Raw genomic sequence first — 26905 nt, 5'->3', positions numbered from 1 at the left:
GGGGCTCAGATTAACCTAACAAACACTGCAAATCCCTGTGGGAGGGGGCTTACTCCCGATCGCGGCGGGTCAGTCAACCTAGGTATCGGCTGACTCACCGCAATCGGGAGCACGCTCCCTCATACATTTGGATCGCATTCAGTCATTATTATTGGGGTGACGCCGCAGATCCAAGGTCATCGGGAATTCGTCATTGATCACAACACTCGGCACGGGGAGCTTTCCTGGTGTATGGCCGAGACGGAAGAACCGCGCCATGCGCCGGCTCTCCGCCTCATTGGCATTCACCGGCAAGCTGTCGTAGTTACGCCCGCCCGGATGCGCGACATGGTACTGGCAGCCGCCCAGCGAGCGCTGCATCCAGGTGTCGAGCAGGTCGAACACCAACGGCGCATGCACCGGGATGGTCGGTTGCAGGCAGTTGGCCGGTTGCCAGGCGCGGTAACGCACGCCGGCGACAAACTCACCCACCCGTCCGGTAGCTTGCAACGGCACCGGAATGCCATTGCAGGTCAGCAGGTAACGTTGCGGCGCCAGCCCGGTCAGTTTGACCTGCAGGCGCTCAAGGGACGAGTCCACATAACGCACCGTGCCGCCCGCCGCGCCCTCTTCGCCCAGCACATGCCAGGGTTCCAAGGCCTGGCGCAGTTCCAGTTCGATCCCGCTGACGGCGTAATCGCCGACCTTGGGGAAGCGGAACTCCAGGTGTGCGGCGAACCATTCGGCCCGCAACGGGTAACCGGCGGCGTTCAACTCGACGATTACGTCGGCAAAATCCTGCTCGATAAAGTGCGGCAACAGGAAACGGTCATGCAACTCAGTGCCCCAGCGCGCCAGTTTCGGCGGCGCATAGGGTTCACGCCAGAAACGCGCCACCAAGGCCCGCAGCAGCAATTGCTGGGTCAGGCTCATGCGTGCGTGGGGCGGCATTTCAAAGGCGCGCAATTCCAGCAGGCCCAGGCGGCCAGTGGCACCGTCCGGCGAGTAGAGCTTGTCGATACAGAATTCGGCGCGGTGGGTGTTGCCCGTCACGTCGATCAACAGGTTGCGCAGCAGGCGGTCCACCAACCACGGCGGGCATTCTTCACCGGGCTGGGGCATTTGGGCGAAGGCGATTTCCAGCTCATACAGCGCATCGTTGCGCGCTTCATCCACCCGCGGTGCCTGGGAAGTCGGACCGATAAACAGGCCGGAAAACAGGTACGACAGCGAGGGGTGGTTATGCCAGTAGCTGATCAGGCTGCGTAGCAGGTCGGGCCGGCGCAGGAACGGCGAATCCTTGGGCGTCGCGCCGCCCAGTACAAAATGGTTGCCACCGCCGGTGCCGGTGTGGCGGCCGTCGATCATGAACTTCTCGGTGGTCAGGCGGGTTTGCCGCGCCTCCTCGTAGAGGAATTCGGTACGTTCCACCAATTCGTCCCAAGTGGCGGACGGCTGCACGTTGACCTCAATCACACCCGGGTCCGGCGTGACGCGGAAGTTGCTCAGGCGCATATCGAACGGTGGCTCGTAGCCTTCCAGCAACACCGGGCAATGCAGCTCTTCGGCGGTGGCTTCAATGGCGGCGACCAACTCCAGGTAGTCCTCGACCCGCTCCAATGGCGGCATGAACAGGTACAGGCGCCCTTCCCGCGCTTCGGCGCACAGAGCGGTGCGGGTCAGCCAGTCGGCAGACTCATCGATCTTCGGCACGCGCTCGTCGCTCGGCGCCGGTTCGCCATGGCTTTGCAGTTGGGCGCTGGTCGGCAACTCCGGCTGATCCTGGTTCGGGTCAGTCGGGTGCACGAACGGATACTCCGCCGCCGTCACCCACGGCTGCGAGGCCAACGGCAGGCGATAGCCCAACGGCGAATCCCCCGGCACCAGGCGGCAATGGTTATCGCGCAGGTACCAGCGCCCGCTCTGCCAGCGGTCATTGGCCGCCGTGCGCGCCAGCGGCAGCACTTGGCCGATGACTTTATCCAGGCCCTGGCTGAACACCTTGCGCAGGCGTTCGCGCTCCAGGTCGTCGCTCAGGCGCGGGTCCTGGGCGGTGACGTTTTGCGGCAACGCACCTTCGCGCCACAGGTAGTAGAAATTGTCTTCATAGGCCGGGAACACAAAGCGTGCCGGCAGCTTGAGGCGTTCGGCGACACTGGCGAGGAAGCGCCCAGCCAATGCGCCATCGGCGCCGTAGTCCTGTTGTTCGTCGGCAATCAGCGCGCTGTTGTGCCAGATGGGCACGCCGTCACGGCGCCAATAGCAGTTAAGCGACCAGCGCGGCAATTGCTCGCCGGGGTACCACTTGCCCTGGCCGAAGTGCACCAGCCCCTTGGGTGCGTAGTGCTTGCGCATGCGCTGGAACAGCTCGGCGGACAAGCGACGCTTGTCCGGCCCGAGAGCCGCGGTGTTCCACTCGGCGCCATCAGGATCGTCGATGGAAACGAAGGTCGGCTCGCCGCCCATGGTCAGGCGCACATCATCCTTGAGCAGGTCGCCATCGATCTGCCGGCCCAGGGCCTGGATCGCCAGCCATTGCTCTTCGGTGTAGGGCTTGGTCACCCGTGGCGCTTCCCAGATGCGCTCCACCGACATTTCATGGGTGAATTCGCACTCGCAGGGTTCCACCAGCCCGCTGATCGGCGCAGCAGACGATGGATCAGGACTACAGGCCAATGGGATATGCCCTTCACCGGCGAACAACCCGGAGGTGGCATCCAGGCCGATCCAGCCGGCACCGGGCAAATACACTTCGCACCAAGCGTGCAGGTCGGTGAAGTCGACTTCGGTGCCGGAGGGGCCGTCGAGGGCTTTGACGTCGGCGGTCAGCTGGATCAGATAACCGGACACAAACCGCGCCGCCAAACCGAGGTTGCGCAACAGTTGCACCAGCAGCCAGGCCGAATCACGGCAGGAGCCGGAAGCGTTTTCCAGGGTGAATTCCGGGGTTTGCACACCTGGTTCCATGCGGATCAGGTAGCCGATGTCGGCGGCCAGGCGCTGGTTGAGGCCCACCAGGAAATCAACGGCCGGCAACGGCGTGCGGTCGATACCCGCCAAGTAGGCGGCAAACTTCGGCGTCAGCGGCAAGGTTTCCAGGTACGGCGCCAGCTCACGCTGCTCATCGGCGGCGTAGCTGAAGGGGATTTTTTCGGCGTAGGGCTCAAGGAAAAAGTCGAACGGGTTGAACACCGCCATCTCGGCGACCAGGTCGACTTCGATGCGCAGTTCATCGGTTTTTTCCGGGAACACCAGGCGCGCCAGGTAATTGCCCTGGGGGTCCTGCTGCCAATTGATGAAATGCTGCTCGGGCAGCACTTTGAGAGCGTAGGACAAAATCCGCGTGCGGCTATGGGCAGCCGGGCGCAGACGCACGATCTGTGGGCCGAGTTCGACCGCGCGGTCGTAGCGGTAATGCGTAACATGGTGCAACGCGACATGAATCGACACGGCGGCCTCCTGCGAGCCAGGGCATGGACACAACGCGCGCAAGACTTATGCCAGAGCGGCGGTCATTGCGCTTTATCGTAAGACCCGGTGCAGTACAGCACCAAAACGGCGCCAACGTGTGCGCCCTGGTGCGAGGGTTGCACATATTTGTGGCGCCCGTGTGAGGAGGGGTGGTGAATCTACCCAGTCAGCGAGCCTTGTGCTTGGCGATCACGGCTTCTTTAAGGCGGCGAATTTCCAGCAGCTTTTGGCGCATTTCGCGGTGGCGCTTGCTGTTGAGCAACAGCAAGCCCAGCAACGGAAACAGCACCAGGATCGCGCCTACTGAATAGTTGGCCTTGAGCGCGGGATCAAGACCGCGCAAATAGGTCACGCCAGCCATGGAAAACGAGGCTGAGCCGGAGAAGATCGCCATGAAAATCGTCCCCATGAAGACCGGGAAATAGCGCGCGAGGAAACCGTTTATCGAAGGCGGCGCCTTCACATGCGACTACTCGATCTGACGGTTGATTTAACCGCCTGCCGAATGCGACGGATTCCCACGAGTTTCGTGCGCATCTCTCGTTGAACCTTGCTGTTAAGTGTCAATAATCCAAGCAATGGGAATAACAGCGCCAACCCATAAAGGACTTTGTGAGGCTGGAATTGAACCATCGGAACTACAAACAGTAGACAGGCGACATAGATACCGACCATTACCCACACCCAGGAGGGTCGCCCCCGCAAAATCATAAAGTTGCTATGGACCGTCAACAGAATGAGCAGCGCCCCGGCAGACATGATCTTGAGCCCCACTTGAGCCATCGGCGCATCACGAAAATAGGTGATGAACGCCAGCGCCACAGCCAACGCCAAAGAAAAACACGCAGCAAATACGCCGCCCATAAACGTCAGAAAGTATTGTCTGAAAAAGTCGCGTAGCGTCATCAATTCGCTCATTCGCTTACCTCCTCGTACAGTCCAATCGCGATGGTGTTGACGTTTCCGGAGTAGGCACTCCCGCCAAACCCAACGCTTGCGCCCAGGACGTCTTTGATCTGGGTAGTGGTGCTGTGCTTGAGCTGCGTAGGGGTGAAACGCTTGGTGAGTTCGCCCGACGCCTGCCTCAACTTGATCATCTTCGCGGTCAAGCTGGGATGGTTGATGCTCAGCAGCTCTTTCGTCAGCTTGGCTCTTTCCTGGCGATTCAAACCGCGAAGCACATCACGCAGGCTCTTGCCCGTCGATGCTTTGGCGGCCCTGACCAGCTTGACCGTCGTCAGGGCCGAAGCGCCCACGCCTGCCAGTGATACGGCGTCCAGCACGATGGACGCATTCTGGTACCAGCCTTCACTGTCGAGCGAATCCTTGACCTCAGGTTTGGCGACTTCCAGCGCTGTTCGGGCAATGCCGTTGAAACACTGAAGCGTACTTGCGCCGGCAGCCGCATACCCCACTACAACGATGACGGAACTGGCTCCAGCGCTGAAAGGCACCAGAATTGTTCCACTGGCGATCGCAGCCCAACTGATGACCGCCCCCAAGCAGGAGATTCCGGTATTCACGGCTTCGCCAATCAGTCGCGATTCTCGAGGATTGCTCACGACATGTTGAGCAAACTGTGTTGGCGCAATGTACTTCTGCGCTTCACGCAAAATGATGCGCTTGGGCTTGATGCTGCAGATGGGCTTGAATTCGCGCAGGGTAATGACATTGAAGTCAGCGTCGACATACACCACCCCCGCGCCGACGATACCGGGGTCGGCGTCGATGGCGGCGAACAGGCGCTGCAGGTTGATCTGGCTTTCGATGCGCTGGCGCGCCATGAACTGGGAGCGGTTGGAGTCCATGCCGATGCCGAGCAGGGGGTTGCCCATGGGGGTGTTCTTCCTTGAAGAGGTGGTAACTGGAGTGACGCTATCGGGGGCAAGCCCCCTCCCACACTTGATGTGTGAATACATTCAAAATGTGGGAGGGAGCTTGCCCCCGATAGCGATTTAATGGCCGCCACCTTAACAAACAGACTCCCCACCGCCTAGAAAGCAAAACGCCAGCACGAGGCTGGCGTTTTGCATATTCACGCGGCGATCAACGCGGCACGACCGGCTTGCGGGCTGGCTTGCCGCCCTTGCCCTTGGCCGCATCAGCGCGCTCCTTGGCCGCCTGCTTGTTGCGCGCCATGGCCGCGGCCTTGGCTTGCTCGCGCTTGTCCCACGGGTTGCTGCCGTCACTGCCACGGGGTGGCAGGCCGGTGTGTTGGGTGAGGATCCGGGTGGTGGTTTCCTTGGCGACCTTATGGCTGCCGGCCGGCGTCGAGTTCTTGCGACGCGCGCTCTGGTAGCTGTCGGTGGCGGGCTGGTGCAAGGGGATCAATTGATCCTTGCCCGGCCCGATCAAGTCGGCGCGGCCCATGCGGGTCAGCGCTTCACGCAGCATCGGCCAACCTTTCGGGTCGTGGTAACGCAGGAACGCCTTGTGCAGGCGGCGCTGTTCTTCGCTCTTGACGATGGTCACCGCGTCACTCTTGTAGGTGACCTTGCGCAGCGGGTTCTTGCCCGAGTGATACATCGCGGTGGCGGTGGCCATCGGCGACGGATAGAACGCCTGCACCTGGTCGGCGCGGAAGCCGTTGCCCTTGAGCCACAGGGCCAGGTTCATCATGTCTTCATCGGTGGTGCCGGGGTGGGCCGCGATAAAGTACGGGATCAGGTACTGCTCCTTGCCCGCTTCCTTGGTGTACTTCTCGAACATGCGCTTGAACTTGTCATAGCTGCCAATGCCCGGCTTCATCATCTGGTTGAGCGGACCTTCCTCGGTGTGTTCCGGGGCGATCTTCAGGTAGCCACCGACATGGTGGGTGACCAGCTCTTTGACGTATTCCGGCGACTCGACCGCGAGGTCGTAGCGCAGGCCGGAAGCGATCAGGATCTTCTTCACACCCGGCAATGCCCGGGCGCTGCGATACAGCTGGATCAGCGACGAGTGGTCGGTGTTCAGGTTCGGGCAGATGCCGGGAAACACGCACGACGGCTTGCGGCACGCGGATTCGATTTCCGGGCTCTTGCAGGCAATGCGGTACATGTTGGCGGTCGGGCCGCCGAGGTCGGAGATCACCCCGGTGAAACCTGGGACCTTGTCACGGATCTCCTCGATCTCGCGAATAATCGACTCTTCGGAACGGTTCTGGATGATCCGGCCTTCGTGCTCGGTGATCGAGCAGAAGGTGCAGCCGCCGAAGCAGCCACGCATGATGTTCACCGAGAAACGGATCATGTCGTAGGCCGGAATTTTTTCCTTGCCATACGCCGGGTGCGGGACACGCGCGTATGGCATGCCAAACACGTAGTCCATTTCTTCGGTGGTCATCGGGATGGGCGGCGGGTTGAACCACACGTCCACTTCACCGTGCTTCTGCACCAGGGCGCGGGCGTTGCCTGGGTTGGTTTCCAGGTGCAGCACGCGGTTGGCGTGGGCATAGAGCACGGCGTCGCCACGGACCTTTTCCACCGATGGCAGGCGGATCACGGTCTTGTCGCGGGTCATGCGCGGGCTGGCCAGGATCTGCACGACCTTGGCTTCCTGCGGATCATCAACGGGCCCCTTTTCCTGCTCGATGGCGCAGGCCTGGGTGTCCTGGGTATTCACGTACGGGTTGATGATCTTGTCGACCTTGCCCGGACGGTCGATACGGGTGGAGTCCACTTCGTACCAGCCGGCTGGCGTGTCGCGACGGATGAACGCGGTGCCGCGCACGTCGGTGATGTCTTCGATCTTGTGGCCCCACGACAGGCGCTGGGCAACCTCGACGATGGCCCGCTCGGCGTTGCCGTACAGCAGGATGTCGGCGGTGGCGTCGATCAGGATCGAGTTGCGCACCCGGTCCTGCCAGTAGTCGTAGTGGGCAATGCGGCGCAAGGAGGCTTCGATGCCGCCAAGTACGATCGGTACGTTCTTGTAGGCCTCCTTGCAACGCTGGCTGTACACCAGGCTGGCGCGATCCGGGCGTTTGCCGGCCATGCCGCCAGGGGTGTAGGCGTCGTCGGAGCGGATTTTCTTGTCGGCGGTGTAGCGGTTGATCATCGAGTCCATGTTGCCGGCCGCGACGCCGAAGAACAGGTTCGGCTCGCCGAGCTTCATGAAGTCGTCTTTGGACTGCCAGTTCGGCTGCGCGATGATCCCGACGCGGAAGCCCTGGGACTCCAGCAGCCGGCCGATGATGGCCATGCCAAACGACGGGTGGTCCACGTACGCATCACCGGTGACGATGATGATGTCACACGAATCCCAGCCAAGCTGATCCATCTCCTCCCTGCTCATCGGCAGGAATGGCGCAGGACCGAAACATTCGGCCCAGTACTTGGGATAGTCAAATAACGGCTTGGCTGTTTGCATGACGGTGACCGGTGTTGAGATGAAAAATCGCGGGCGCGGAATATAGCACAAATTTTGACCAATTCCGACGGTAATGGTCGGAATTGAACACGAGGGTTATTCGTCGTCGTCGAAGTTGTAGCTACCCGGCGCAAGGTTCTCGAAACGGGTGTACTTACCGATGAATGCCAGGCGGATAAAGCCAATCGGCCCGTTCCGCTGCTTGCCGATAATGATCTCGGCAATCCCCTTGTGCTCGGTCTCGGGGTGATACACCTCGTCGCGGTATACGAACATGATCACGTCAGCATCCTGCTCGATCGCTCCGGATTCCCGCAAGTCGGAGTTGACCGGGCGCTTGTTGGGACGTTGTTCCAAGGAACGGTTGAGCTGGGACAACGCCACCACCGGGCAGTTGAATTCCTTGGCCAGGGCTTTCAAGGACCGGGAGATTTCGGAAATCTCGTTGGTCCGGTTGTCACCGCTGGAGCCCGGGATCTGCATCAGTTGCAGGTAGTCGATCATGATCAGGGCGATATCGCCATGTTCACGCACCAGGCGACGGGTCCGTGCACGCATCTCGGACGGGCTGATACCCGCGGTGTCATCGATGAACAGCTTGCGATCGTTGAGCAGGTTGACCGCGGAGGTCAACCTTGGCCAATCGTCATCTTCCAGGCGACCGGCACGCACCTTGGTCTGGTCAATACGGCCCAAGGACGAGAGCATCCGCATGATCAGCGATTCACCTGGCATCTCCAGGGAATACACCAGCACCGTCTTGTCACTGCGCAACACGGCGTTTTCCACCAGGTTCATCGCAAAGGTGGTCTTACCCATGGATGGACGCCCGGCGACGATGATCAAGTCGGCCGGTTGCAGACCGCTGGTCTTCTCATCGAGGTCGGTGTAGCCGGTGGAAATACCCGTGATGGAGTTGTCGGTGTTGAACAGCGTATCGATACGATCGATCGCTTTGGTCAGCAGGTCGTTGACGCTGACCGGCCCGCCGGTTTTAGGGCGGGCTTCGGCGATCTGGAAGATCTGTCGTTCGGCTTCGTCGAGGATCTCGGCGGCGGTGCGGCCTTCAGGGTTGAAGGCGCTGTCGGCGATTTCAGTACTGATGCCGATCAACTGGCGCAGGGTGGCGCGCTCACGGACGATCTGGGCATAGGCCTTGATGTTGGCGACGGATGGCGTGTTTTTCGCCAGCTCACCGAGGTAACCGAGGCCGCCGACCTGGGAGGTCTGGCCTTCCTTGTCCAGTTGCTCGGCCAGGGTCACCACGTCGATCGGCGAGTTCTGGTCGGCCAGCTTGGCAATGGCGCGGAAGATCAGGCGGTGGTCATGACGATAGAAATCACCGTCCGAGACTTGATCCAGCACGCGCTCCCAGGCGTTGTTATCCAGCATCAAGCCACCGAGCACGGCCTGTTCGGCCTCGATGGAATGCGGCGGCACCTTCAGGGCAGCGGTTTGCAGATCGTATTGCTCAGGAGCTGAAATATCGTTCATGGCCACTTGGAATTAGGGGTGTGTAGAAAAACAAAAGGCACGACCTGTAAACAGGATCGTGCCCGATGTTAACTGGCTGACACGCGAGGTGCCAGTCAGTTAGGTACTGCTTAAGCTGCTACCACGACAACGCGTACGGTGGCTTCAACTTCGGCGTGCAGGTGCACGGCTACGTCGAATTCACCTACGTTACGGATAGTGCCGTTCGGCAGACGAACTTCGCTTTTCGCAACTTCAACGCCGGAGGCGGTCAGTGCATCAGCGATGTCGTGGGTGCCGATCGAACCGAACAGCTTGCCTTCGTCACCGGCGGTGGCAGTGATAGTCACTTCCAGCTCAGCCAGTTGGGCAGCGCGAGTTTCGGCCGAAGCTTTTTTGTCTGCTGCTGCTTTTTCCAGCTCAGCACGACGCTCTTCAAACGCAGCCAGGTTGGCAGCGGTTGCAGCGGTGGCTTTGCCGTATGGCAGCAGGTAGTTACGACCGTAGCCGGCCTTAACGTTCACTTTGTCGCCCAGGTTGCCCAGGTTGGCGACTTTTTCCAGAAGGATCAGTTGCATGTGAAAATCCTCTAACTTTTAACCTTCACCGTTCGCGTTATCGGCGTCTTTCGGCGCCAGACGACCGCGAAAATCAATCAGGCCGTCGACAATGGCCAAAACCACGAGTAACGGATAGATCAGTTGCATGAACAGCATCAGCGTGACGTACAACCCCACCAGCCAGAACCTGGCCAGGCGCTTCTGCGCCACCAGCCCATGAATCAGGGCCAGCCCGGAAAACACCAGCGGTACGCTGCAAAACAGCAATAACAAGGCAGCTTGTGGACCGAAGTTCGGCCCCACCACCATGCCTGCCAGCAACAACATCGCCGGGCCCGCGGGAATCCTGATACTGCGAAATTCGCGACCAAAACCACCCGGGTTGTACAACAACGCCTGCCAGTAACGCCCAAGCATCAGGCTCAGCACACTGACAATCTGCAACACTACCGCCATCAGGCCGATCAGGGCCGGTGCTATCAGCGCCGCAAGGCGCGCTCGCTCATCTACCGATAACTGCTGGTAGAGATCCCCGAGAGCCAGCGGCAGGACCTTGACGATCTCTTGCGCCAGCGCCTCGATTTGCGGGTGGAAAGCCGCGCCGAGCAACACTGAAAACACCAACCCCAATGCCACGCTGACCAGCAGCGTGCGGACCCAGGACTCACTTGCGCGTAAAACCAACGCAAGGCTCGACGACCCCAACAGCACCATAAGCACCTTGGGTTCGCCCAATTGCAGCCACCAGATCAAGGCGGCCAGCAATCCCAGGGCCAGGACACCCACGGCGTCCTGCAAACCGCGCCGCAGGAGCACAAGGCATCCCGCGGCAGCACCCAACCAATACAACAACGGCAATGCTGCACATCCAGCCACTACCAGAGTGGCCTGCACACGACCGCGCATGATGAACTCAGCTAAGGCGCGCATGCATTCAATCCCTTACTACTTGTCGACTGCCCGGTCTCAGCGGCCGTGGCTGTCGGTGTAGGCCAGCAGGGCCAGGAAGCGGGCGCGCTTGATAGCGGTGGCCAGCTGACGCTGATAACGTGCTTTGGTACCGGTGATACGGCTTGGAACGATTTTGCCGGTCTCGGATACGTAGGCTTTCAGAGTGTTGAGATCTTTGTAATCGATCTCTTTCACGTCTTCAGCGGTGAAACGGCAGAATTTACGACGACGGAAGAAACGTGCCATTTGATAGGCTCCTTAAAAGGTCCGTGGATTACTCGTCAGCGTTATCGCTGTTGTCACTGTCATCAGCGCTATCATCAGCGCCTTCTTCAGGACGGTCGCGACGCTCACGGCGCTCACTGCGGTTTTCTTCAGCCTTGAGCATCTCGGATTGGCCGGTAACGGCTTCTTCGCGACGGATGACCAGGTTACGGATCACTGCATCGTTGTAGCGGAAGTTGTCTTCCAGCTCGGCCAGGGCCTTGCCAGTGCACTCAACGTTCAGCATCACGTAGTGAGCCTTGTGAACATTGTTGATTGCGTAGGCCAGTTGACGACGACCCCAATCTTCCAGACGGTGGATTTTGCCGCCGTCTTCTTCGATCAGCTTGGTGTAACGCTCAACCATGCCGCCGACTTGCTCGCTTTGATCCGGGTGGACCAAAAAGATGATTTCGTAATGACGCATGAATGCTCCTTACGGGTTGTAGCCTGCCGCTCAAAAACGGTCAGACAAGGAGTGAATGACACTTATGGATCTTGCCGCAGGGAGGCACATCGGTGCCTGCCAGGAAGGCAAGGGGCGCAATTGTAGAGAAGGGGGAGAATGGGCGCAAGGCAATTGGTGATTATTTGAACAACCTTCCAAACACCACACAGCAAATGTGGGAGGGGGCTTGCCCCGATTGCGGTGGGCCAGCCACATCATCTGTAACTGATCTACCGCTATCGGGGGCAAGCCCCCTCCCACATTTTGCATCTATGCCAGGCTCAGAATTACTTCTTGGCCTTGACCTTGGCACCGCGCTGACGCTGGGCCTCGAACAGGCACACGCCCGTCGCCACCGACACATTGAGACTGCTGACGCTACCAGCCATCGGCAGGTGCACCAGGTAGTCACAATGCTCACGGGTCAGGCGGCGCATGCCTTTGCCTTCGGCCCCCATGATCAGGATGGTTGGGCCGGTGAGGTCCTGGTCATAGATACTGACCTCGGCCTCCCCTGCCGTGCCCACGACCCAAAGGCCGCGCTGCTGGAGCTTCTCCAGGGTTCGCGCAAGGTTGGTCACGGCCACCAGCGGAATCACTTCCGCAGCGCCACAGGCGACTTTACGCACGACCGGGGTCAAGGTTGCCGACTTGTCCTTGGGCACGATCACCGCCAGCGCACCGGCCGCATCCGCTGAACGCAGGCAGGCACCGAGGTTGTGCGGATCGGTTACGCCGTCCAGCACCAGCAACAACGGAGCGCCTTCAGTACGGTCGAGCAGCTCGTCGAGCATCGCCTCGCCCCAGACCTGGCTTGGACTTACATCCGCAACCACGCCCTGGTGAACGCCTTCGACCCACACGTCCATCTCACGACGCTCGGCCTGGCCGATGGCAACTTTATTCTGGTTGGCCAACTCGACCAGCGCCTGTACGCGCGGCTCGCTGCGACCTTCCGCCAGCCAAACCTGCTTGACGCGCTTGGGATGGTGACGCAGCAGTGCTTCTACGGCGTGCACGCCGTAGATTTTTTCCAGACTCATGGCTTGGCCTTAGGTTTGCGCGACCCGCCGCTTTTCGAGGGGGCCGAACCCGCTTTAGGCGGGCCTTTACGGTGTTTACTGGGTTTGCTCGACGGTTTTTCCGCCCCTTGGGACTTTCCCCCAGACGCCGCTTTACCACCGCTTTTGGCTTCATTGAGCAACTGCTGCTTCAACTCACGGCTTTTGCGCAGTTCAGCGTTTTTCGCCGCTGCATCGCTTGGGCGGTAAGCCTCGGGCACTTTGTCCTTGGCTGCAGGACGGCGCCCGGCCTTGGCTGGAGCGGGCTCTGCAACTGCCGCTTTCGCGGGAGCGCCTTTGCCTTTGCTGGCAGGCGCAGTCGTCTCGTTGCCACGCTTTTTACGGCCAGTTGGCGATTCGGCGGGCTTGTCAGGCATGCCAAAGTCGATCTTGCGCTCGTCGAGATCGACGCGCATGACCTGCACTTCCACGGTATCGCCCAAACGGAAGCTGCGACCGGTACGCTCACCCGCCAGGCGGTGATGCACAGGATCGAAGTGGTAGTAGTCACCCGGCAAGGCGGTGACGTGCACCAGGCCTTCGACATAGATGTCGGTCAGTTCGACAAACAGACCAAAGCCGGTCACGGCCGTGATCACACCTGGGAACGACTCGCCCACGCGATCCTTCATGAACTCGCACTTGAGCCAGTTCACCACGTCGCGCGTGGCTTCGTCGGCGCGGCGTTCGCTCATGGAGCACTGCTCGCCCAACTGTTCCAGGGCCGCTTCGTCGTACGGATAGATCCGTGCCTTCGGAATGGTCATGGCACCGGCACGCTTGACGTGCGGGGTGTTCTGCTTGGAATGGATCACGCTGCGGATTGCACGGTGCGTGAGCAAGTCCGGATAACGGCGAATCGGCGAGGTGAAGTGGGTGTACGCCTCGTAATTCAGGCCGAAGTGACCCTGGTTGTCGGCGCTGTACACCGCCTGGCTCAGGGAGCGCAGCATCACGGTCTGGATCACATGGTAATCGGGACGGTCCTTGATGCTGGCCAACAGCGCCTGGTAGTCCTTCGGCGTCGGGCCGTCCTTGCCTTTATGCAGGGACAGGCCCAGCTCGCCGAGGAAAGCGCGCAGTTTTTCCAGACGCTCCGGCGGCGGGCCGTCGTGCACGCGGTACAGCGCAGGGATCTCGTGCTTCTTCAGGAATTCAGCCGTGGCCACGTTGGCCGCCAGCATGCATTCCTCGATCAGCTTGTGCGCATCGTTACGGGTAGTCGGGGTGATTGCGGCGATCTTGCGCTCGGAACCGAAGACAATTCGGGTTTCCTGCGTTTCAAAATCGATCGCGCCACGCACATGACGGGCCCCCAGCAGCACCTTGTAAAGTGCATAGAGCTGCTTGAGATGCGGCACGACATGGCCGTACTCACCACGCAAGGCCTTAGCCTCGCTGGTTTTCGGCTGTTCCAGGATAGTGCTGACCTTGTTGTAGGTCAGGCGGGCCTGGGAGTGGATCACCGCCTCGTAGAACTGATAGTCGGTCATTTCGCCGGTTTTCGAGATAGTCATCTCGCACACCATGGCCAAACGGTCGACTAGAGGGTTCAGGGAGCACAGGCCGTTAGACAGCTGCTCAGGCAGCATCGGGATCACGCGCTCAGGGAAGTACACGGAGTTGCCGCGCACCTGGGCTTCGTTATCCAGGGCCGAACCGATCTTCACGTAGCTGGACACGTCGGCAATCGCGACGAACAGCTTCCAGCCGCCGGAGAACAGGCGCAGTTTTCCAGGCCGGGCTTCGCAATAGACCGCATCGTCGAAGTCGCGGGCGTCTTCACCATCGATGGTGACGAACGGTAGATGGCGCAGGTCGATGCGCTTTTCTTTGTCTTTCTCTTCGACTTCCGGCTTGAGCTTGGCGGCTTCCTTGAGCACAGCTTCAGGCCAGACGTGAGGAATATCGTAGGTGCGCAGCGCAACGTCGATTTCCATGCCCGGCGCCATGTAGTTGCCGACCACTTCAACGATATCGCCTTGCGGCTGGAAGCGCGCAGTGGGCCAGTGGGTGATTTTCACCTCGACGAACTGACCGACCTTGGCGGCACCATTGCGCCCCGGGGTAATCAGCACTTCCTGCTGGACCTTAGGGTTATCCGGCACAACGAAGCCGATACCGCCTTCTTCGAAGTAGCGGCCGACGATGGACTCGTGGGCACGGGACACCACTTCGACGATCACCCCTTCACGGCGACCGCGACGGTCCAGGCCGGAAACACGCGCCAAGGCACGGTCGCCATCGAACACCAGGCGCATTTGCGCAGGGCTCATAAACAGGTCGTCGCTGCCGTCATCCGGGATCAGGAAGCCGAAGCCGTCACGATGACCGGCAATGCGGCCGAGGATCAGGTCGAGCTTGTCCACAGGCGCGTAGGTGCCACGACGGGTGTAGATCAGTTGAGCATCGCGCTCCATGGCACGCAAACGGCGGCGCAGGGCTTCGAGCTGGTCTTCGGTGGTCAGACCGAATTCTTCGACCAACTGCTCACGGCTAGCAGGCGAACCCCGATCGGCGAGATGCGCCAGGATCAGTTCGCGGCTAGGGATAGGGTTTTCATATTTTTCCGCTTCACGAGCGGCCTCGGGATCGAGGGACTGCCAATCGGCCATTAGAGAGTTTTCACCTTGTCTATATGCGGGTTAGTTTGGCATACGCGTATTGAAACGGGAAATTTCAGGCATCAACAAGCGTTTAAAAGCCCTTTGCGCCCCTCGGAAAGCACCTTGCACGACCACTGGTGACATTTTCCAGGTTTTTTTTGATAGCGGGGGTTTACAGCCAAAAATCCTCTCCGTATAGTGCGCGCCATCGACGACGGCAACGTTGTTGATGCTGCCCAGGTGGTGAAATTGGTAGACACGCCAGCTTCAGGTGCTGGTGATCGCAAGGTCGTGGAAGTTCGAGTCTTCTCCTGGGCACCAATTTCAAACTCAAGATTTCAACCTTGAGTCTCCAAAAACCCGCGAAAGCGGGTTTTTGCGTTTCAGGCCTTTGATTTTTAACGAGAATTTTGATTTATATTTTTCGAATCAGGGGTTTACAGATCAAAAAGCTCGCCGTATAGTTCGCCCCATCAACAGCGGCAACGCTGCTTGAGAATGCCCAGGTGGTGAAATTGGTAGACACGCCAGCTTCAGGTGCTGGTGATCGCAAGGTCGTGGAAGTTCGAGTCTTCTCCTGGGCACCAAATTCAGATCAAACCCGCGAAAGCGGGTTTTTTCGTTTCCGGGGTTTGAAAACTTCCCCAGCTATTTGCCCCTCATCCGCACTTGAGAAGTTTTATCGTTTATCCTTGCAATGATTTGTTGCACACAAGCGAGGAAAACCCTGGATGATGATCCGCGATACCCGTCTCAAAACATCCCTTCTGCGTGGCATGACCCTCACTCTACTCGGACTGGCCCTGCTTTCGCCTGCCGCCTATTGCGCCGATAAAGTCTCCCTGACCTTGTACAACGGCCAACACAAAGAGGTCGGCGATGAACTCGCCAAGGCCTTCGAAGCCAAGACCGGCATTCACGTCAACGTACGCAAAGGCAGCAGCAACCAGCTGGCCAGCCAGGTCGTGGAAGAAGGTGACCGCTCCCCTGCCGACGTGATTTACACCGAAGAATCGCCGCCACTGAACAAACTCGGCGAACAAGGCCTGCTGGCCAAGATCGATGCCAGCACCCTGAATGTATTGCCCAAGGACTATGTGGGCAGCAACGGCGACTGGATGGGCGTGACCGCACGCACCCGCGTCGTGGCCTTCAACCCGAAACTGATCGCCGAAAAAGACCTGCCCAAATCGGTTCTGGATTTCGCCGGCCCCGAGTGGCAAGGCAAGGTCGGCTTTGTACCAACCAGCGGCGCCTTCCAGGAACAAGCTGTGGCAATCATCAAGCTGCACGGTCGCGAAGCCGCCGAAGAATGGCTGACCGGCCTGCGCGCGTTCGGCAAGGTGTACAGCAACAACATGGTTGCCCTCAAAGCCGTGGAAAATGGCGAAGTCGCCACCGTACTGGTCAACAACTACTACTGGTTTGCCCTGAAGAAGGAAAAAACCAACCTGGACTCCCAGCTGCACTACTTCACCGATGGCGATGCCGGCGGCCTGATCACGGTCTCCTCGGCGGCGGCACTGAAATCCAGCAAGCATCCCAAAGAGGCCCAGCAACTGCTGGCATTCATGGCCAGCGAAGAAGGCCAGCGTGTAATCACCAACACCTCGGCCGAATACCCGCTGCGCAAGGGCATGCAATCCAATCGTGGCCTCAAGCCTTTCAGCGAACTGCAACCGCCGAAAGTCACCCCGGCTGACTTGGGCAACGCCGAAGAAGCCCTCGAGCTGGAACGTGACGTTGGCCTGAACTGATGAACCCATCGCCACCCGCCCCCGCGCTACGCGGGGGGTTCAGCCCACGGCGCAAGCGCCCGTCGATCTGGCTGTTGCTGCCCGTACTGCTCCTGGTGGGCTTGAGCCTGTTGCCGCTGGCCTACGTCGGGCTCAAAGCCTGGCAAGCGGGCTGGGCGCAGGCGCTGCATCTGCTATGGCGGCCCTACGTCTTTGGCTTATTGCGCAATACCCTCGCCTTGATGGTCGGGGTAACGCTGGCGTGTGGTGTGATCGGCTTGTCCCTGGCCTGGCTGCTGGAGCGCAGCAACTTGCCAGGGCGACGCATCTGGGGCGTGATTCTGTGCCTGCCGTTTGCGGTACCGGCGTTTGTCAGCAGCTTCACCTGGGTGTCGCTGAGCGCCAACTTCGAAGGACTCGGCGGGGCGATCCTGGTCATGACCCTGTCCAAGTACCCGCTGGTGTTCCTACCGGTGGCGGCGACCCTGCGCAATCTGGACCCGTCCCTGGAGGAATCAGCCCGCACCCTGGGGCTCAATCGCTGGGGAGTATTCTTTCGCATTACCCTGCCCCTGCTGTGGCCGTCCCTGCTGGCCGGGGCGCTGTTGATCGCGTTGCATATGCTGGTGGAATTCGGCGCACTGTCGATCATCGGCCTGCAGACCTTTACCACGGCGATCTACCAGCAGTTCGAACTGGAGTTCAGCAATGCCAACGCCGCGATGTTATCGGCGGTGCTGCTGGTGATGTGCCTCACCCTGCTGTGGCTGGAGCTGCGCGTGCGCGGCAAGGGCCGACACGTACGCATCGGCCAAGGGGCTGCGCGGCATGCCGAACAGGTTCGCCTGGGCAGGTGGGCGCTCTTGGGCCAAGTCTATTGCCTTGCGCTGGCAATCATCGGCAGTGGCATTCCCCTGGGCATGCTGGGTTACTGGCTGGCGGTGGGCTCGTCGGCGGCGTTCCCGGTGGCCGAGATCAGTGAGGCGCTGCTATCGTCCCTGGCGTTGTCGCTGGGTGGCGCGGCGCTGTGCCTGGTGCTGGCGGTGCCGGTGGGGTTGCTGGTGGTGCGCTACAAGGGCCAACTGGCGATCTGGGCCGAACGCCTGCCGTACTTGCTGCACGCCCTGCCCGGCCTGGTGATTGCGCTGACCCTGGTGTATTTCGCCCTGCATTACGTGCCAGTGCTGTACCAGACGTCAGCGCTGTTGCTGATTGCCTATGCGCTACTGTTTTTGCCGCTGGCCCAGGCGCCGGTTCGTACCGCCTTGAACAAAGCCGCGCCACAACTGGAAGAAGCCGCGCGCACACTGGGCGCGTCATCGTTCAGCGCGTTTTGCCGGGTAACCTTGCCGATTATCTTCCCGGCATTGGGCGCGGCGTTTGCGCTGGTGTTCCTGGACGCAATGAAGGAATTGACGGCGACGTTGCTGCTCAGCCCAACCGGGCTGAATACCTTGGCGACGGCGGTGTGGGCGCATACCTCGAATGTGGAATTCGCGGCGGCGGCGCCTTATGCGGCGCTGTTGATATTGGTGTCGGGGTTGCCGGTGTATTTGCTGACGACACGGATGTATCTGAGTCGCTAAAACCGCTATCTGGGCAAGCCCCCTCCCACATTTGAATGCATTTCAACCCGTGGGAGGGGGCCAGTCCAGGCGAGGCTAAGCCCGAAACTGCCCCAGGCTCGCCTTCAACTGCGCCGCCAAACCATCCAGCACCTTACCACTGGCCGTCGTCTCCACCACCGCCTGCGCCGCACGTTCGGCCTGGGCATGGATCACCTCGACCCGCCCCCGCACTGCATGGGCACCCTGGGCCTGATGCTCGGCTGCGCGCGTGGCCAGGCCGATCGCGGCATGCACCTGCTCCACCGAAGCCTGCACGGTCTGCTGCAAGCGCACGCTGTCGCGCAGCACCAGCAACCCTTCGCTGGCCTGGCGCCCGGCCTTGCCGATAGTTTCCACCGCCTCACGCGCGCCCTGCTGCAGCGCCACGATATGCGCCTGGATATCGCCGGTAGAGCTTTGGGTCTTGCTGGCCAGCGCCCGCACCTCATCGGCCACCACGGCGAAGCCACGGCCCGTCTCACCGGCGCGTGCCGCTTCGATCGCGGCGTTCAGGGCAAGCAGGTTGGTTTGCTCGGCAATGCCGTGAATCACGGTCAGCACCACCTCGATCTGCTCACTTTGCTGCGCCAGTCGCTCGATCACCTTGGACCCCGCCTCGACCTGCCCCGCCAGCGCTTCAATCAGGCTCCCCACTTCAGCCGAGGTACGCGCGTTCTCATCGGTGGCCTGACGAATATCCACCACCTGCTGCAACGCTGCCTGCATCGCATGGCTCTCGGCCTGGGCTTCATCAGCCATTTGCGAGAGTGCGCGCAAGCTCTCGGCCACCTCATCACGCTGCAGGCCGGCGGCCGCATCGGCACCGGCATTGCGCAAGGTCATGGCACCGATCTCCACGCCGGTCCGCTGAGCCACATCACCCGCCTCACGCACGATGGGCTGCAACTTATCCACAAAGCGATTGACCGCCGAGGCCATGTCGCCGATTTCGTCCTGGCTATTGATCTGCACGCGCTTGGTCAGGTCGCCCTCGCCCGCCGCCAGGTCATCCATGGCCGCAATCAGCAACTTCAGGCGATTGACCACACGGCGCCCAAGCACCACGGCGATCAGCAGCAACACGCCAAAGCCAACCCCTGCGAGCCCCATGCCGATGCGCCAGCGCAAGGTGCCGGCGGCTTCCTGCACAGCGCTGGTGGTATTGGCGGTCATTTGGGTGGCGGTGGTTTGCGCCGATTGCAGGCGCGCGCCCATGGCAGTCGCGCTGTCTGCTGCCGCCCCTTTGAGGCTATCGCCGACCAACTGATCACCGCTGGTAATCAAGGCGGCAAAACGCTTGTCCAACGCCTGCAGGTCGGCTTCTACCGATGCCGTCGAAACCCCCATGCGCACTTTGCCAATCTCGACACCATTGGGGCTGATGGACGCTTCGACGTAGTACACAGAAGGGTCGGTCTTGGCCGCATCCAGCACTTTATCCAGCGCGCGATCACCCGCGCCCTTTGCCAGCAACACCTGGTTGATCGGGTTTTCGCGGTTCAGGTAGCGAGTCAAATGCTCACCGGCGGCGTCGTCGTAGACCACGAACAACACGTTGGGATTGCGCTGGGCACGCCGGGCAAACTCAGACAACGTGGGCACATCACTGTCCCACATGGCGCGGGGCGCCACCGAGGCCAGCAGTTGCGCCATATCATTGGCGGAGTCTTGCAGGTCTTTTTCCAGGGTCGCCCGCAATTGCTTCTGTTCTGCCTGCAGGCGCTCGGAAAGCCCGGCGGTCAGACGCTGACGGGTACTGCTGGACAAGCTGTCCAGGCTGGATGTGACTTCCTTGCCGGCCTGCGCCAGTTCGCCAGAGAGCTTCTGACTATCGACGCCCAGGCGACTGCCCAAATCAGCTTCAAGTGCCGTGACCGTGCTCCGGGTCAGAGCAACCGCCACCAGCACTTGCACCAAAAGAGCGATACCTAGGGTAACGAACACCGGCCGCAACAGACGGCTTTGTAACAATGAGAGAACGGCAGACATCGGGAATCCCTCCACCACGGGTGCCATTAATTTGATAGCACCGCGAAAGAAAGAAACACAGCAAGGGTCGTGCCGCTTGGCGAACTGAAACGACAAAGGGCTCCCGAAGGAGCCCTTTGCTTTTTACATCAATAACTTATTAAGCGAACGGATGACGCAAAACGATGGTTTCGTTGCGGTCCGGGCCCGTCGAAATAATGTCGATCGGTGCGCCGATCAGCTCTTCAACGCGCTTGATGTAGGCTCGAGCATTGGCTGGCAGCTCTTCCAGGGTCTTGGCACCCACGGTCGATTCGGCCCAGCCTGGCACCTCTTCGTACACAGGCTGCAGGCCCACGTAGCTGTCAGCATCAGTCGGAGCAACGTCCTGACCCTCTGCATCTTTGTAGCCGACGCAGATGTTGATGGTTTCCAGGCCGTCGAGCACGTCCAGCTTGGTCAGGCAGATGCCCGAGATGCTGTTCACATCGATAGCACGACGCAGGATAACGGCGTCGAACCAACCACAACGACGGGCACGGCCGGTGGTCGCACCGAACTCGTGACCTTGCTTCGCCAGGTGCGCCCCTACTGCGTCGAACAGTTCAGTCGGGAATGGACCCGAACCTACGCGAGTGGTGTAAGCCTTGGTGATGCCCAGGATGTAGTCCAGGAACATAGGGCCAACACCCGAACCGGTGGCAACGCCGCCAGCGGTGGTGTTGGAGCTGGTCACGTACGGGTAGGTACCATGGTCGATGTCCAGCAGCGAACCTTGGGCACCTTCGAACATGATGTCTTTGCCCGCGCGACGCAGGTCATGCAACTCGGCAGTCACGTCCAGCATCAGCGGCTTGAGCAGCTCCGCGTATTCCTTGCATTCGGCCAGGGTCTTGTCGAATTCGATGGCCGGCTCTTTGTAGTAACCCACCAGCATGAAGTTGTGGTAATCCACCAGTTCACGCAGCTTGTCTTCAAAGCGCGGCATGTTGAGCAGGTCGCCCACACGCAGGCCACGACGTGCAACTTTGTCTTCGTAGGCCGGGCCGATGCCGCGACCGGTAGTACCGATCTTCAGCTCGCCACGGGCCTTTTCACGAGCCTGGTCCAGCGCTACGTGGAAAGACAGGATCAGCGGGCAAGACGGGCTGATACGCAGGCGCTCGCGCACTGGCACGCCTTTCTCTTCCAGCTTGGTGATCTCGCGCAGCAAGGCGTCCGGTGCAACCACCACGCCATTGCCAATCAGGCACTGCACGCCTTCGCGCAGTACGCCCGATGGGATCAGGTGCAAGACGGTTTTTTCGCCATCGATGACCAGGGTGTGGCCAGCATTGTGGCCGCCTTGGTAGCGCACTACGGCGGCAGCATGTTCGGTCAGCAGATCAACGATCTTGCCTTTGCCCTCATCACCCCATTGGGTGCCCAGGACTACGACATTCTTACCCATAACACTTGTCCTCATTCGCGCAAACTTGGTGCCGGCGATGGCCGGCAGGAAAACTCAAGAAGCCAGTGGCGATACTTGCCAAAGCCCGTTCTGCAGAATCAATTGCCGGTCGCAGTCCGCTTCACGGGCGGCGGCCAATGGCTGCCCAGGCAAGGCCTGAACGACACGCTGACCCTCACTGCGCAACTGGCAAACCTGCTGCCAGAGTGCTGCGTCCGTACTGTCGGGCATCCAAATGCCACCAGACGGCAGCTCGACCTCAGCACGCCCCAGGGTCACCAGGGTTTTCAAATCAGTGGAAAAGCCAGTGGCCGGACGCGCACGACCGAAGTCGGCGCCGATGTCGTCGTAGCGACCACCCTGGGCGATGGCCTGGCCAACCCCCGGCACAAACACCGCGAACACCACGCCGGTGTGGTAGTGATAGCCACGCAACTCGCCCAGATCAAAGTACAACGGCACCTGCGGGAACCGCGCCGACAGCTGGTCGGCAATGGCGACCACATCATCCAACGCAGCCAATACCGGCGCTGGCGCATGGGCCAGGCGTTCACGCGCAGCCGCCAGTACTTCACGGCCGCCGCACAGGCCAACCAGCGCACGCAGCATGCCGGCCAGATCGGCAGGCACACCCTCGGTGAGGGCGATGACTTCATCGATGGCCTTGCGCTGCAGGGCATCGAACAACTGTTGCTCGACTTCGCCGGACAAACCGGCCGCACGGGCCAGGCCACGATAGATGCCGACGTGACCCAGGTCCATGTGGACATCCGGCACGTCAGCCAGTTGCAACATGGCCAGCATCAAGCTGATCACTTCCACGTCACTGCTCGGGCTGGCGTCGCCATACAACTCGGCGCCCAACTGGATCGGGCTACGGGAAGACGACAAGGCACGCGGTTGAGCATGCAGCACGCTGCCGGCGTAGCACAGGCGGCTCGGGCCTTCGCGGCGCAGGGTGTGCGCATCGATGCGCGCCACTTGCGGCGTGATGTCGGCACGAAAGCCCATCTGCCGGCCCGATTGCGGATCGATAACCTTGAAGGTGCGCAGATCCAAGTCCTGGCCCGCGCCGGTCAGCAGGGATTCCAGGTACTCGATATGGGGGGTCACGACAAACTCGTAACCCCAGCTCTGGAACAGATCCAACACCTGGCGACGCGCTACTTCAATGCGCGCAGCTTCTGGTGGCAGTACTTCTTCGATGCCATCTGGCAGCAGCCAGCGGTCTACCGTTGCCATTACGCCATTCCCCTATGATCCGGGCGGCCAGCCCTCGGCCGAGCCTTGAGTGAAGCAGAAAATACCCGCCCCCTGCATAAACCACGCGCAAGAGCGACGTGACGAACGACCTGCAAGCGGCCTCGTCGGGCACTTTCCTCGAAAAACCTGTCACGCCTGCCGAATCAAACATGCAGACGCAAAAAAGCCGGGAATTTCCCGGCTGCCGCATCATACACCCGTTTTCTGAAAGGATCACCCCGCCAGGCGTTTTAGCCGCCCGACGGAAGTGAGCCCTGCAGAATCACAGGCTGGTTACTTGGACTTTTCCAGGTAGCGGAAGAAGTCGCTGCTTGGGTCCAGCACCATGACGTCGGTTTTGTTCGCGAAGCTTTCACGGTAGGCACGCAGGCTGCGGTAGAACGCGTAGAACTCCTGGTCCTGGCCGTAAGCCTTGGCGTAGATCGCCGCCGCTTGAGCATCGCCATCACCACGGGCCTCTTCAGACTCACGATAGGCCTCTGCCAATAGTACGCGACGCTGACGGTCGGCATCCGCACGGATACCTTCAGCCAACTCGTTACCCTTGGCACGGTGCTCACGAGCCTCACGCTCACGCTCTGTGCTCATCCGCTCGAACACGCTGCGGTTGACTTCCTTCGGCAGGTCGATGGCCTTGACCCGAACATCGACAACTTCAATGCCCAGCTCTTTTTCTGCCATCGTGTTCAGCGAACGGGTGATATCCGCCATCAGCGCATCACGTTCACCGGATACCACCTCGTGCAGGGTGCGCTTACCAAACTGGTCACGCAGGCCCGACTCCAGGCGGCGCGACAAACGCTCGTCGGCAATCTGCTTGAGGCCGGAGGTCGCGGTGTAGAAGCGCTCGGCATCCTTGACGCGCCACTTGGCGTAGGCGTCTACCATCACGGCTTTCTTTTCCAGGGTCAGGAAGCGCTGTGTGGGAGCATCCAGGGTCATCAAGCGCGCGTCGAACTTGCGCACCTGATTGACGTAGGGGACTTTCACATGCAGGCCCGGCTGGACATCCGCCTGGACCACGCGACCGAATTGCAGCAGCACCGCACGCTCGGTCTGAGCCACGATGTAGAAGCAGTTCCAGGCAGCGATGACCACGACGACGCCCACAATCAGGGCGGTCAGCGATTTATTGCTCATCAACGACTCTCCCTGGTACGTGTTTGCTGTTGCAGCAAGTCAGCGGCCGCACGGGCGCTCGCTTCGTTGGCAGCGGCATTGGAACCGGTGGACGGCGCGCTGGTGCTACTACGACCACCTTCGATCATCTTGTCCAGCGGCAGGTACAGCAGGTTGTTCTGCCCACCCTTGCTGCCGGTCACGAGAACCTTGCTGGTGTTGCTGAAGACTTCCTGCATGGTGTCCAGGTACAGACGTTCACGCGTGACTTCAGGGGCCTTGCGGTACTCGGCGACCAGCTTGGTAAAGCGATCCGCCTCACCCTTGGCACGGGAGACCACTTCGTCGCGGTAACCGTTCGCATCCTCGAGGATGCGCTGGGCCTGACCGCGAGCTTCCGGCACGACGCCGTTGGCGTAGGTTTCAGCCTGGTTGCGCGAACGCTGCTCGTCTTCACGGGCGCGGATCACGTCATCAAAGGCTTCCTGCACTTCGCGCGGTGCCGCTGCGCTCTGTACGTTCACCTGGGTCACGGTGATACCGGTGCGATAGGTGTCGAGGAACCGTTGCAGGCGCTCCTTGATCTCGCTGGCCATCAATTCACGACCTTCGGTCAGCACCTGGTCCATGGCGGTCGAACCCACCACGTGGCGCAGCGCGCTTTCGGTCGCGTGTTGCAGGCTGATTTCCGGCTGATCAACGTTCAGCACGAAGTCCTGCAGGTTGCTGATCTTGTACTGCACGGTCAGCGGCACTTCGACGATGTTCTCGTCTTCGGTCAGCATCTGGCCCTGCTTGGTGTAGGCACGCTCACGCGTGACGTTCTCCATGTACTTCTTGTCGATCGGCGGGAAGTAGATGTTCAGGCCAGGGCCGACTGTCTCGTAGTACTTGCCGAAACGCAGCACCACGGCCTGTTCCTGCTCGTCCACCACGTAGACCGCGCTGTACAGCCATACGGCCGCCAGCACGACAAGACCCAGGCCCAGCAGGCCGTAGCCGCCACCCTTGCTTGGGCGACCGCCTTCGTCACCACCACGTTTTTTCCCACCACCGAACAACCCATTCAGGCTTTCCTGCAGCTTTCGGAAGGCCTCGTCGAGATCCGGTGGCCCCTTGCGGTCGCCATTATTGCGGCGCTTTCCACCCCAAGGATCCTGATTATTCGAGTTGCCACCCGGCTCATTCCAAGCCATAGCGCTCTCCATCTGATAAAGCAAAGACGCACCCACGGCGCGCCGACCAATGCTACAGAATGCCTGCTACCGCGGCACAACCGCTTTCTCAGGCTTTTATTGCAAAGTGTGTTGTTCGATGAACTCGGTCGGTACGACACCCTCGCGGCTGACCAGCCGATTGAGTTCCGAGCGCGGCAATCGAACGGCCAGCAAGCTGACCCCTTCTTCGTCGTGTTCTTCTTTCTGTACCGCGCCCAATTCGAAAAACTGTGCACGCAGTCGAGCAAAACGTTGCGGCAAGCGCAAGGTGCCGACAAACAAATCGTTGCCCAGCAACTCGGCAATGGCTTGTTCAAGCAATTCCAGGCCACTGCCATCACGTGCCGACAGCCAGACCCGCTGGGGCTTGCCATCTTCATCGCGTTGGATTTGTGGCTCAACGCCTTCAAGCAAATCGAGTTTGTTATAGACCTCGAGGATCGGCAAGTCCTGGGCGCCAATCTCGCCCAGCACCACCATCACCTGTTCAATCTGCAGCATGCGATCCGGTTCGGCCGCATCGATCACGTGCAACAACAGGTCGGAATTGCTCGATTCCTCGAGCGTAGACCGAAATGCCTCGACCAGCTTGTGGGGCAGGTGACGAATGAAACCCACGGTATCGGCCAGGACAATCGGCCCCAGGTCAGCCAATTCCAGGCGACGCAGGGTCGGATCGAGGGTCGCGAACAGTTGGTCGGCCGCGTACACGTCCGATTTCGTCACGTTGTTGAACAGCGTGGATTTACCGGCGTTGGTATAGCCCACCAGGGAAACGGTAGGGATATCGGCCCGAGAACGGCCACGTCGCGACTGTTCGCGCTGACTGCGGACTTTTTCCAGCCGGCCCTTGATCTGGCGCAGGCGAACCCGCAACAGACGCCGGTCGGTTTCGAGCTGGGTCTCACCCGGGCCACGCATGCCGATACCGCCACCCTGGCGCTCAAGGTGAGTCCAGCCACGCACCAGTCGGGTACTCATGTGATCAAGCTGGGCCAGTTCAACCTGGAGCTTGCCTTCATGGGTACGGGCGCGTTGGGCGAAAATATCGAGGATCAGGCCGGTGCGGTCGATCACGCGACACTCGAAGACACGTTCGAGGTTACGTTCCTGACTGGGCGTGAGGATGTGATTGAAGATCACCAGATCGGCTTCTTGAGCATGGACCAGGTCGCGCAGTTCCTCGACCTTGCCGCTGCCAATCAGGAATTTGGCGGTTGGCCGATGACGCGGCACGTTAAAAAACGCAACGGTCTCGGCGCCGGCCGAATTTGCCAACTCCTGAAACTCCTGCGGATCTTCGCGCGCCTCAGGGTCCTGTCCATCCAAGTGAACGAGGATCACTCGTTCACCACCACCGTGGCGCTCAAAGAACAAAGGAG

At 60.5% G+C, this 26905-nt stretch carries 20 protein-coding genes and 2 tRNA genes; 4 read left to right on the top strand and 18 right to left on the bottom strand.

What is annotated here, in order from left to right:
* Nucleotides 1–138: 138 nt before the first annotated feature.
* The 12 genes from A7317_RS02570 to rnr all read right to left on the bottom strand — a co-directional run bounded on the left by A7317_RS02570 (nt 139) and on the right by rnr (nt 15172).
* Nucleotides 139–3429, bottom strand: a complete 3291-nt coding sequence (locus A7317_RS02570; protein ID WP_024073096.1) for a DUF2126 domain-containing protein — start codon at nt 3427–3429, stop codon at nt 139–141.
* Nucleotides 3430–3616: 187 nt separating this feature from the next.
* Nucleotides 3617–3913 carry a hypothetical protein gene (locus A7317_RS02565; protein WP_024073095.1) on the bottom strand — a complete coding sequence of 99 codons (297 nt, stop codon included), beginning with the start codon at nt 3911–3913 and terminating at the stop codon, nt 3617–3619.
* The gene (locus A7317_RS02560; protein ID WP_024073094.1) at nt 3910–4368 is read right to left on the bottom strand and encodes a hypothetical protein; all 459 of its coding nucleotides are present in this window, start codon (nt 4366–4368) and stop codon (nt 3910–3912) included. The genes A7317_RS02565 and A7317_RS02560 overlap by 4 nt, the downstream gene beginning before the upstream one ends.
* Nucleotides 4365–5285, bottom strand: coding sequence for a hypothetical protein (locus tag A7317_RS02555; RefSeq protein ID WP_024073093.1), 921 nt, complete (start codon nt 5283–5285; stop codon nt 4365–4367). Before A7317_RS02555 ends, A7317_RS02560 begins: the two co-directional genes overlap by 4 nt.
* A 211-nt stretch (nt 5286–5496) precedes the next feature.
* Entirely contained in the window at nt 5497–7800 is a 2304-nt protein-coding gene (locus tag A7317_RS02550; protein WP_024073092.1) for a YgiQ family radical SAM protein, read from the bottom strand.
* A gap of 96 nt (nt 7801–7896) precedes the next feature.
* The gene (gene dnaB / locus A7317_RS02545) at nt 7897–9294 is read right to left on the bottom strand and encodes a replicative DNA helicase (protein ID WP_024073091.1); all 1398 of its coding nucleotides are present in this window, start codon (nt 9292–9294) and stop codon (nt 7897–7899) included.
* 110 nt (nt 9295–9404) lie between these two features.
* A complete protein-coding gene (rplI, locus tag A7317_RS02540) occupies nt 9405–9851 on the bottom strand; it encodes a 50S ribosomal protein L9 (RefSeq protein ID WP_010563337.1) in 447 nt (148 codons plus the stop codon).
* An 18-nt stretch (nt 9852–9869) separates the two neighbouring features.
* Nucleotides 9870–10763, bottom strand: a complete 894-nt coding sequence (locus A7317_RS02535; RefSeq protein WP_024073090.1) for a hypothetical protein — start codon at nt 10761–10763, stop codon at nt 9870–9872.
* A 36-nt stretch (nt 10764–10799) separates the two neighbouring features.
* Entirely contained in the window at nt 10800–11030 is a 231-nt protein-coding gene (gene rpsR / locus A7317_RS02530; protein WP_002551829.1) for a 30S ribosomal protein S18, read from the bottom strand.
* A 28-nt stretch (nt 11031–11058) separates the two neighbouring features.
* Complete coding sequence (rpsF, locus tag A7317_RS02525; protein WP_005784250.1) at nt 11059–11475, bottom strand: 30S ribosomal protein S6; 417 nt, start codon at nt 11473–11475, stop codon at nt 11059–11061.
* 308 nt (nt 11476–11783) lie between these two features.
* On the bottom strand, nt 11784–12539 hold the full coding sequence (gene rlmB, locus A7317_RS02520) for a 23S rRNA (guanosine(2251)-2'-O)-methyltransferase RlmB (protein WP_024073089.1): 756 nt from the start codon (nt 12537–12539) through the stop codon (nt 11784–11786).
* A complete protein-coding gene (rnr, locus tag A7317_RS02515; protein WP_024073088.1) occupies nt 12536–15172 on the bottom strand; it encodes a ribonuclease R in 2637 nt (878 codons plus the stop codon). The genes rlmB and rnr overlap by 4 nt, the downstream gene beginning before the upstream one ends.
* Nucleotides 15173–15397: 225 nt before the next feature.
* Here rnr and A7317_RS02510 point away from each other — a divergent pair.
* From A7317_RS02510 to A7317_RS02495, 4 genes are all read left to right on the top strand, one after another.
* Nucleotides 15398–15484, top strand: a tRNA-Leu gene (locus A7317_RS02510).
* Between the two features lie 179 nt (nt 15485–15663).
* Nucleotides 15664–15750, top strand: a tRNA-Leu gene (locus A7317_RS02505).
* 144 nt (nt 15751–15894) lie between these two features.
* On the top strand, nt 15895–16920 hold the full coding sequence (locus A7317_RS02500; protein ID WP_024073087.1) for an iron ABC transporter substrate-binding protein: 1026 nt from the start codon (nt 15895–15897) through the stop codon (nt 16918–16920).
* Complete coding sequence (locus A7317_RS02495; RefSeq protein WP_069075153.1) at nt 16920–18485, top strand: ABC transporter permease; 1566 nt, start codon at nt 16920–16922, stop codon at nt 18483–18485. The genes A7317_RS02500 and A7317_RS02495 overlap by 1 nt, the downstream gene beginning before the upstream one ends.
* 75 nt (nt 18486–18560) lie before the next feature.
* Here the strand turns inward: A7317_RS02495 and A7317_RS02490 are convergent, their stop codons facing one another.
* The 6 genes from A7317_RS02490 to hflX all read right to left on the bottom strand — a co-directional run bounded on the left by A7317_RS02490 (nt 18561) and on the right by hflX (nt 26900).
* The gene (locus A7317_RS02490) at nt 18561–20495 is read right to left on the bottom strand and encodes a methyl-accepting chemotaxis protein (protein WP_069075152.1); all 1935 of its coding nucleotides are present in this window, start codon (nt 20493–20495) and stop codon (nt 18561–18563) included.
* 139 nt (nt 20496–20634) lie between these two features.
* Nucleotides 20635–21924, bottom strand: coding sequence for an adenylosuccinate synthase (locus tag A7317_RS02485; protein WP_024073084.1), 1290 nt, complete (start codon nt 21922–21924; stop codon nt 20635–20637).
* Nucleotides 21925–21978: 54 nt separating this feature from the next.
* Entirely contained in the window at nt 21979–23166 is a 1188-nt protein-coding gene (locus tag A7317_RS02480) for an ATP phosphoribosyltransferase regulatory subunit (RefSeq protein WP_024073083.1), read from the bottom strand.
* A 294-nt stretch (nt 23167–23460) separates the two neighbouring features.
* Nucleotides 23461–24327 carry a protease modulator HflC gene (gene hflC, locus A7317_RS02475; RefSeq protein ID WP_010213607.1) on the bottom strand — a complete coding sequence of 289 codons (867 nt, stop codon included), beginning with the start codon at nt 24325–24327 and terminating at the stop codon, nt 23461–23463.
* Nucleotides 24327–25502 carry an FtsH protease activity modulator HflK gene (gene hflK, locus A7317_RS02470; protein ID WP_024073082.1) on the bottom strand — a complete coding sequence of 392 codons (1176 nt, stop codon included), beginning with the start codon at nt 25500–25502 and terminating at the stop codon, nt 24327–24329. The genes hflC and hflK overlap by 1 nt, the downstream gene beginning before the upstream one ends.
* 96 nt (nt 25503–25598) lie before the next feature.
* On the bottom strand, nt 25599–26900 hold the full coding sequence (hflX, locus tag A7317_RS02465; protein ID WP_024073081.1) for a ribosome rescue GTPase HflX: 1302 nt from the start codon (nt 26898–26900) through the stop codon (nt 25599–25601).
* Between the last annotated feature and the right edge of the window lie 5 nt (nt 26901–26905).

Source organism: Pseudomonas fluorescens, assembly GCF_001708445.1.
GTDB classification, from domain to species: Bacteria; Pseudomonadota; Gammaproteobacteria; order Pseudomonadales; family Pseudomonadaceae; genus Aquipseudomonas; species Aquipseudomonas gorinensis.
This window is presented reverse-complemented; position numbering and strand designations above follow the sequence as displayed.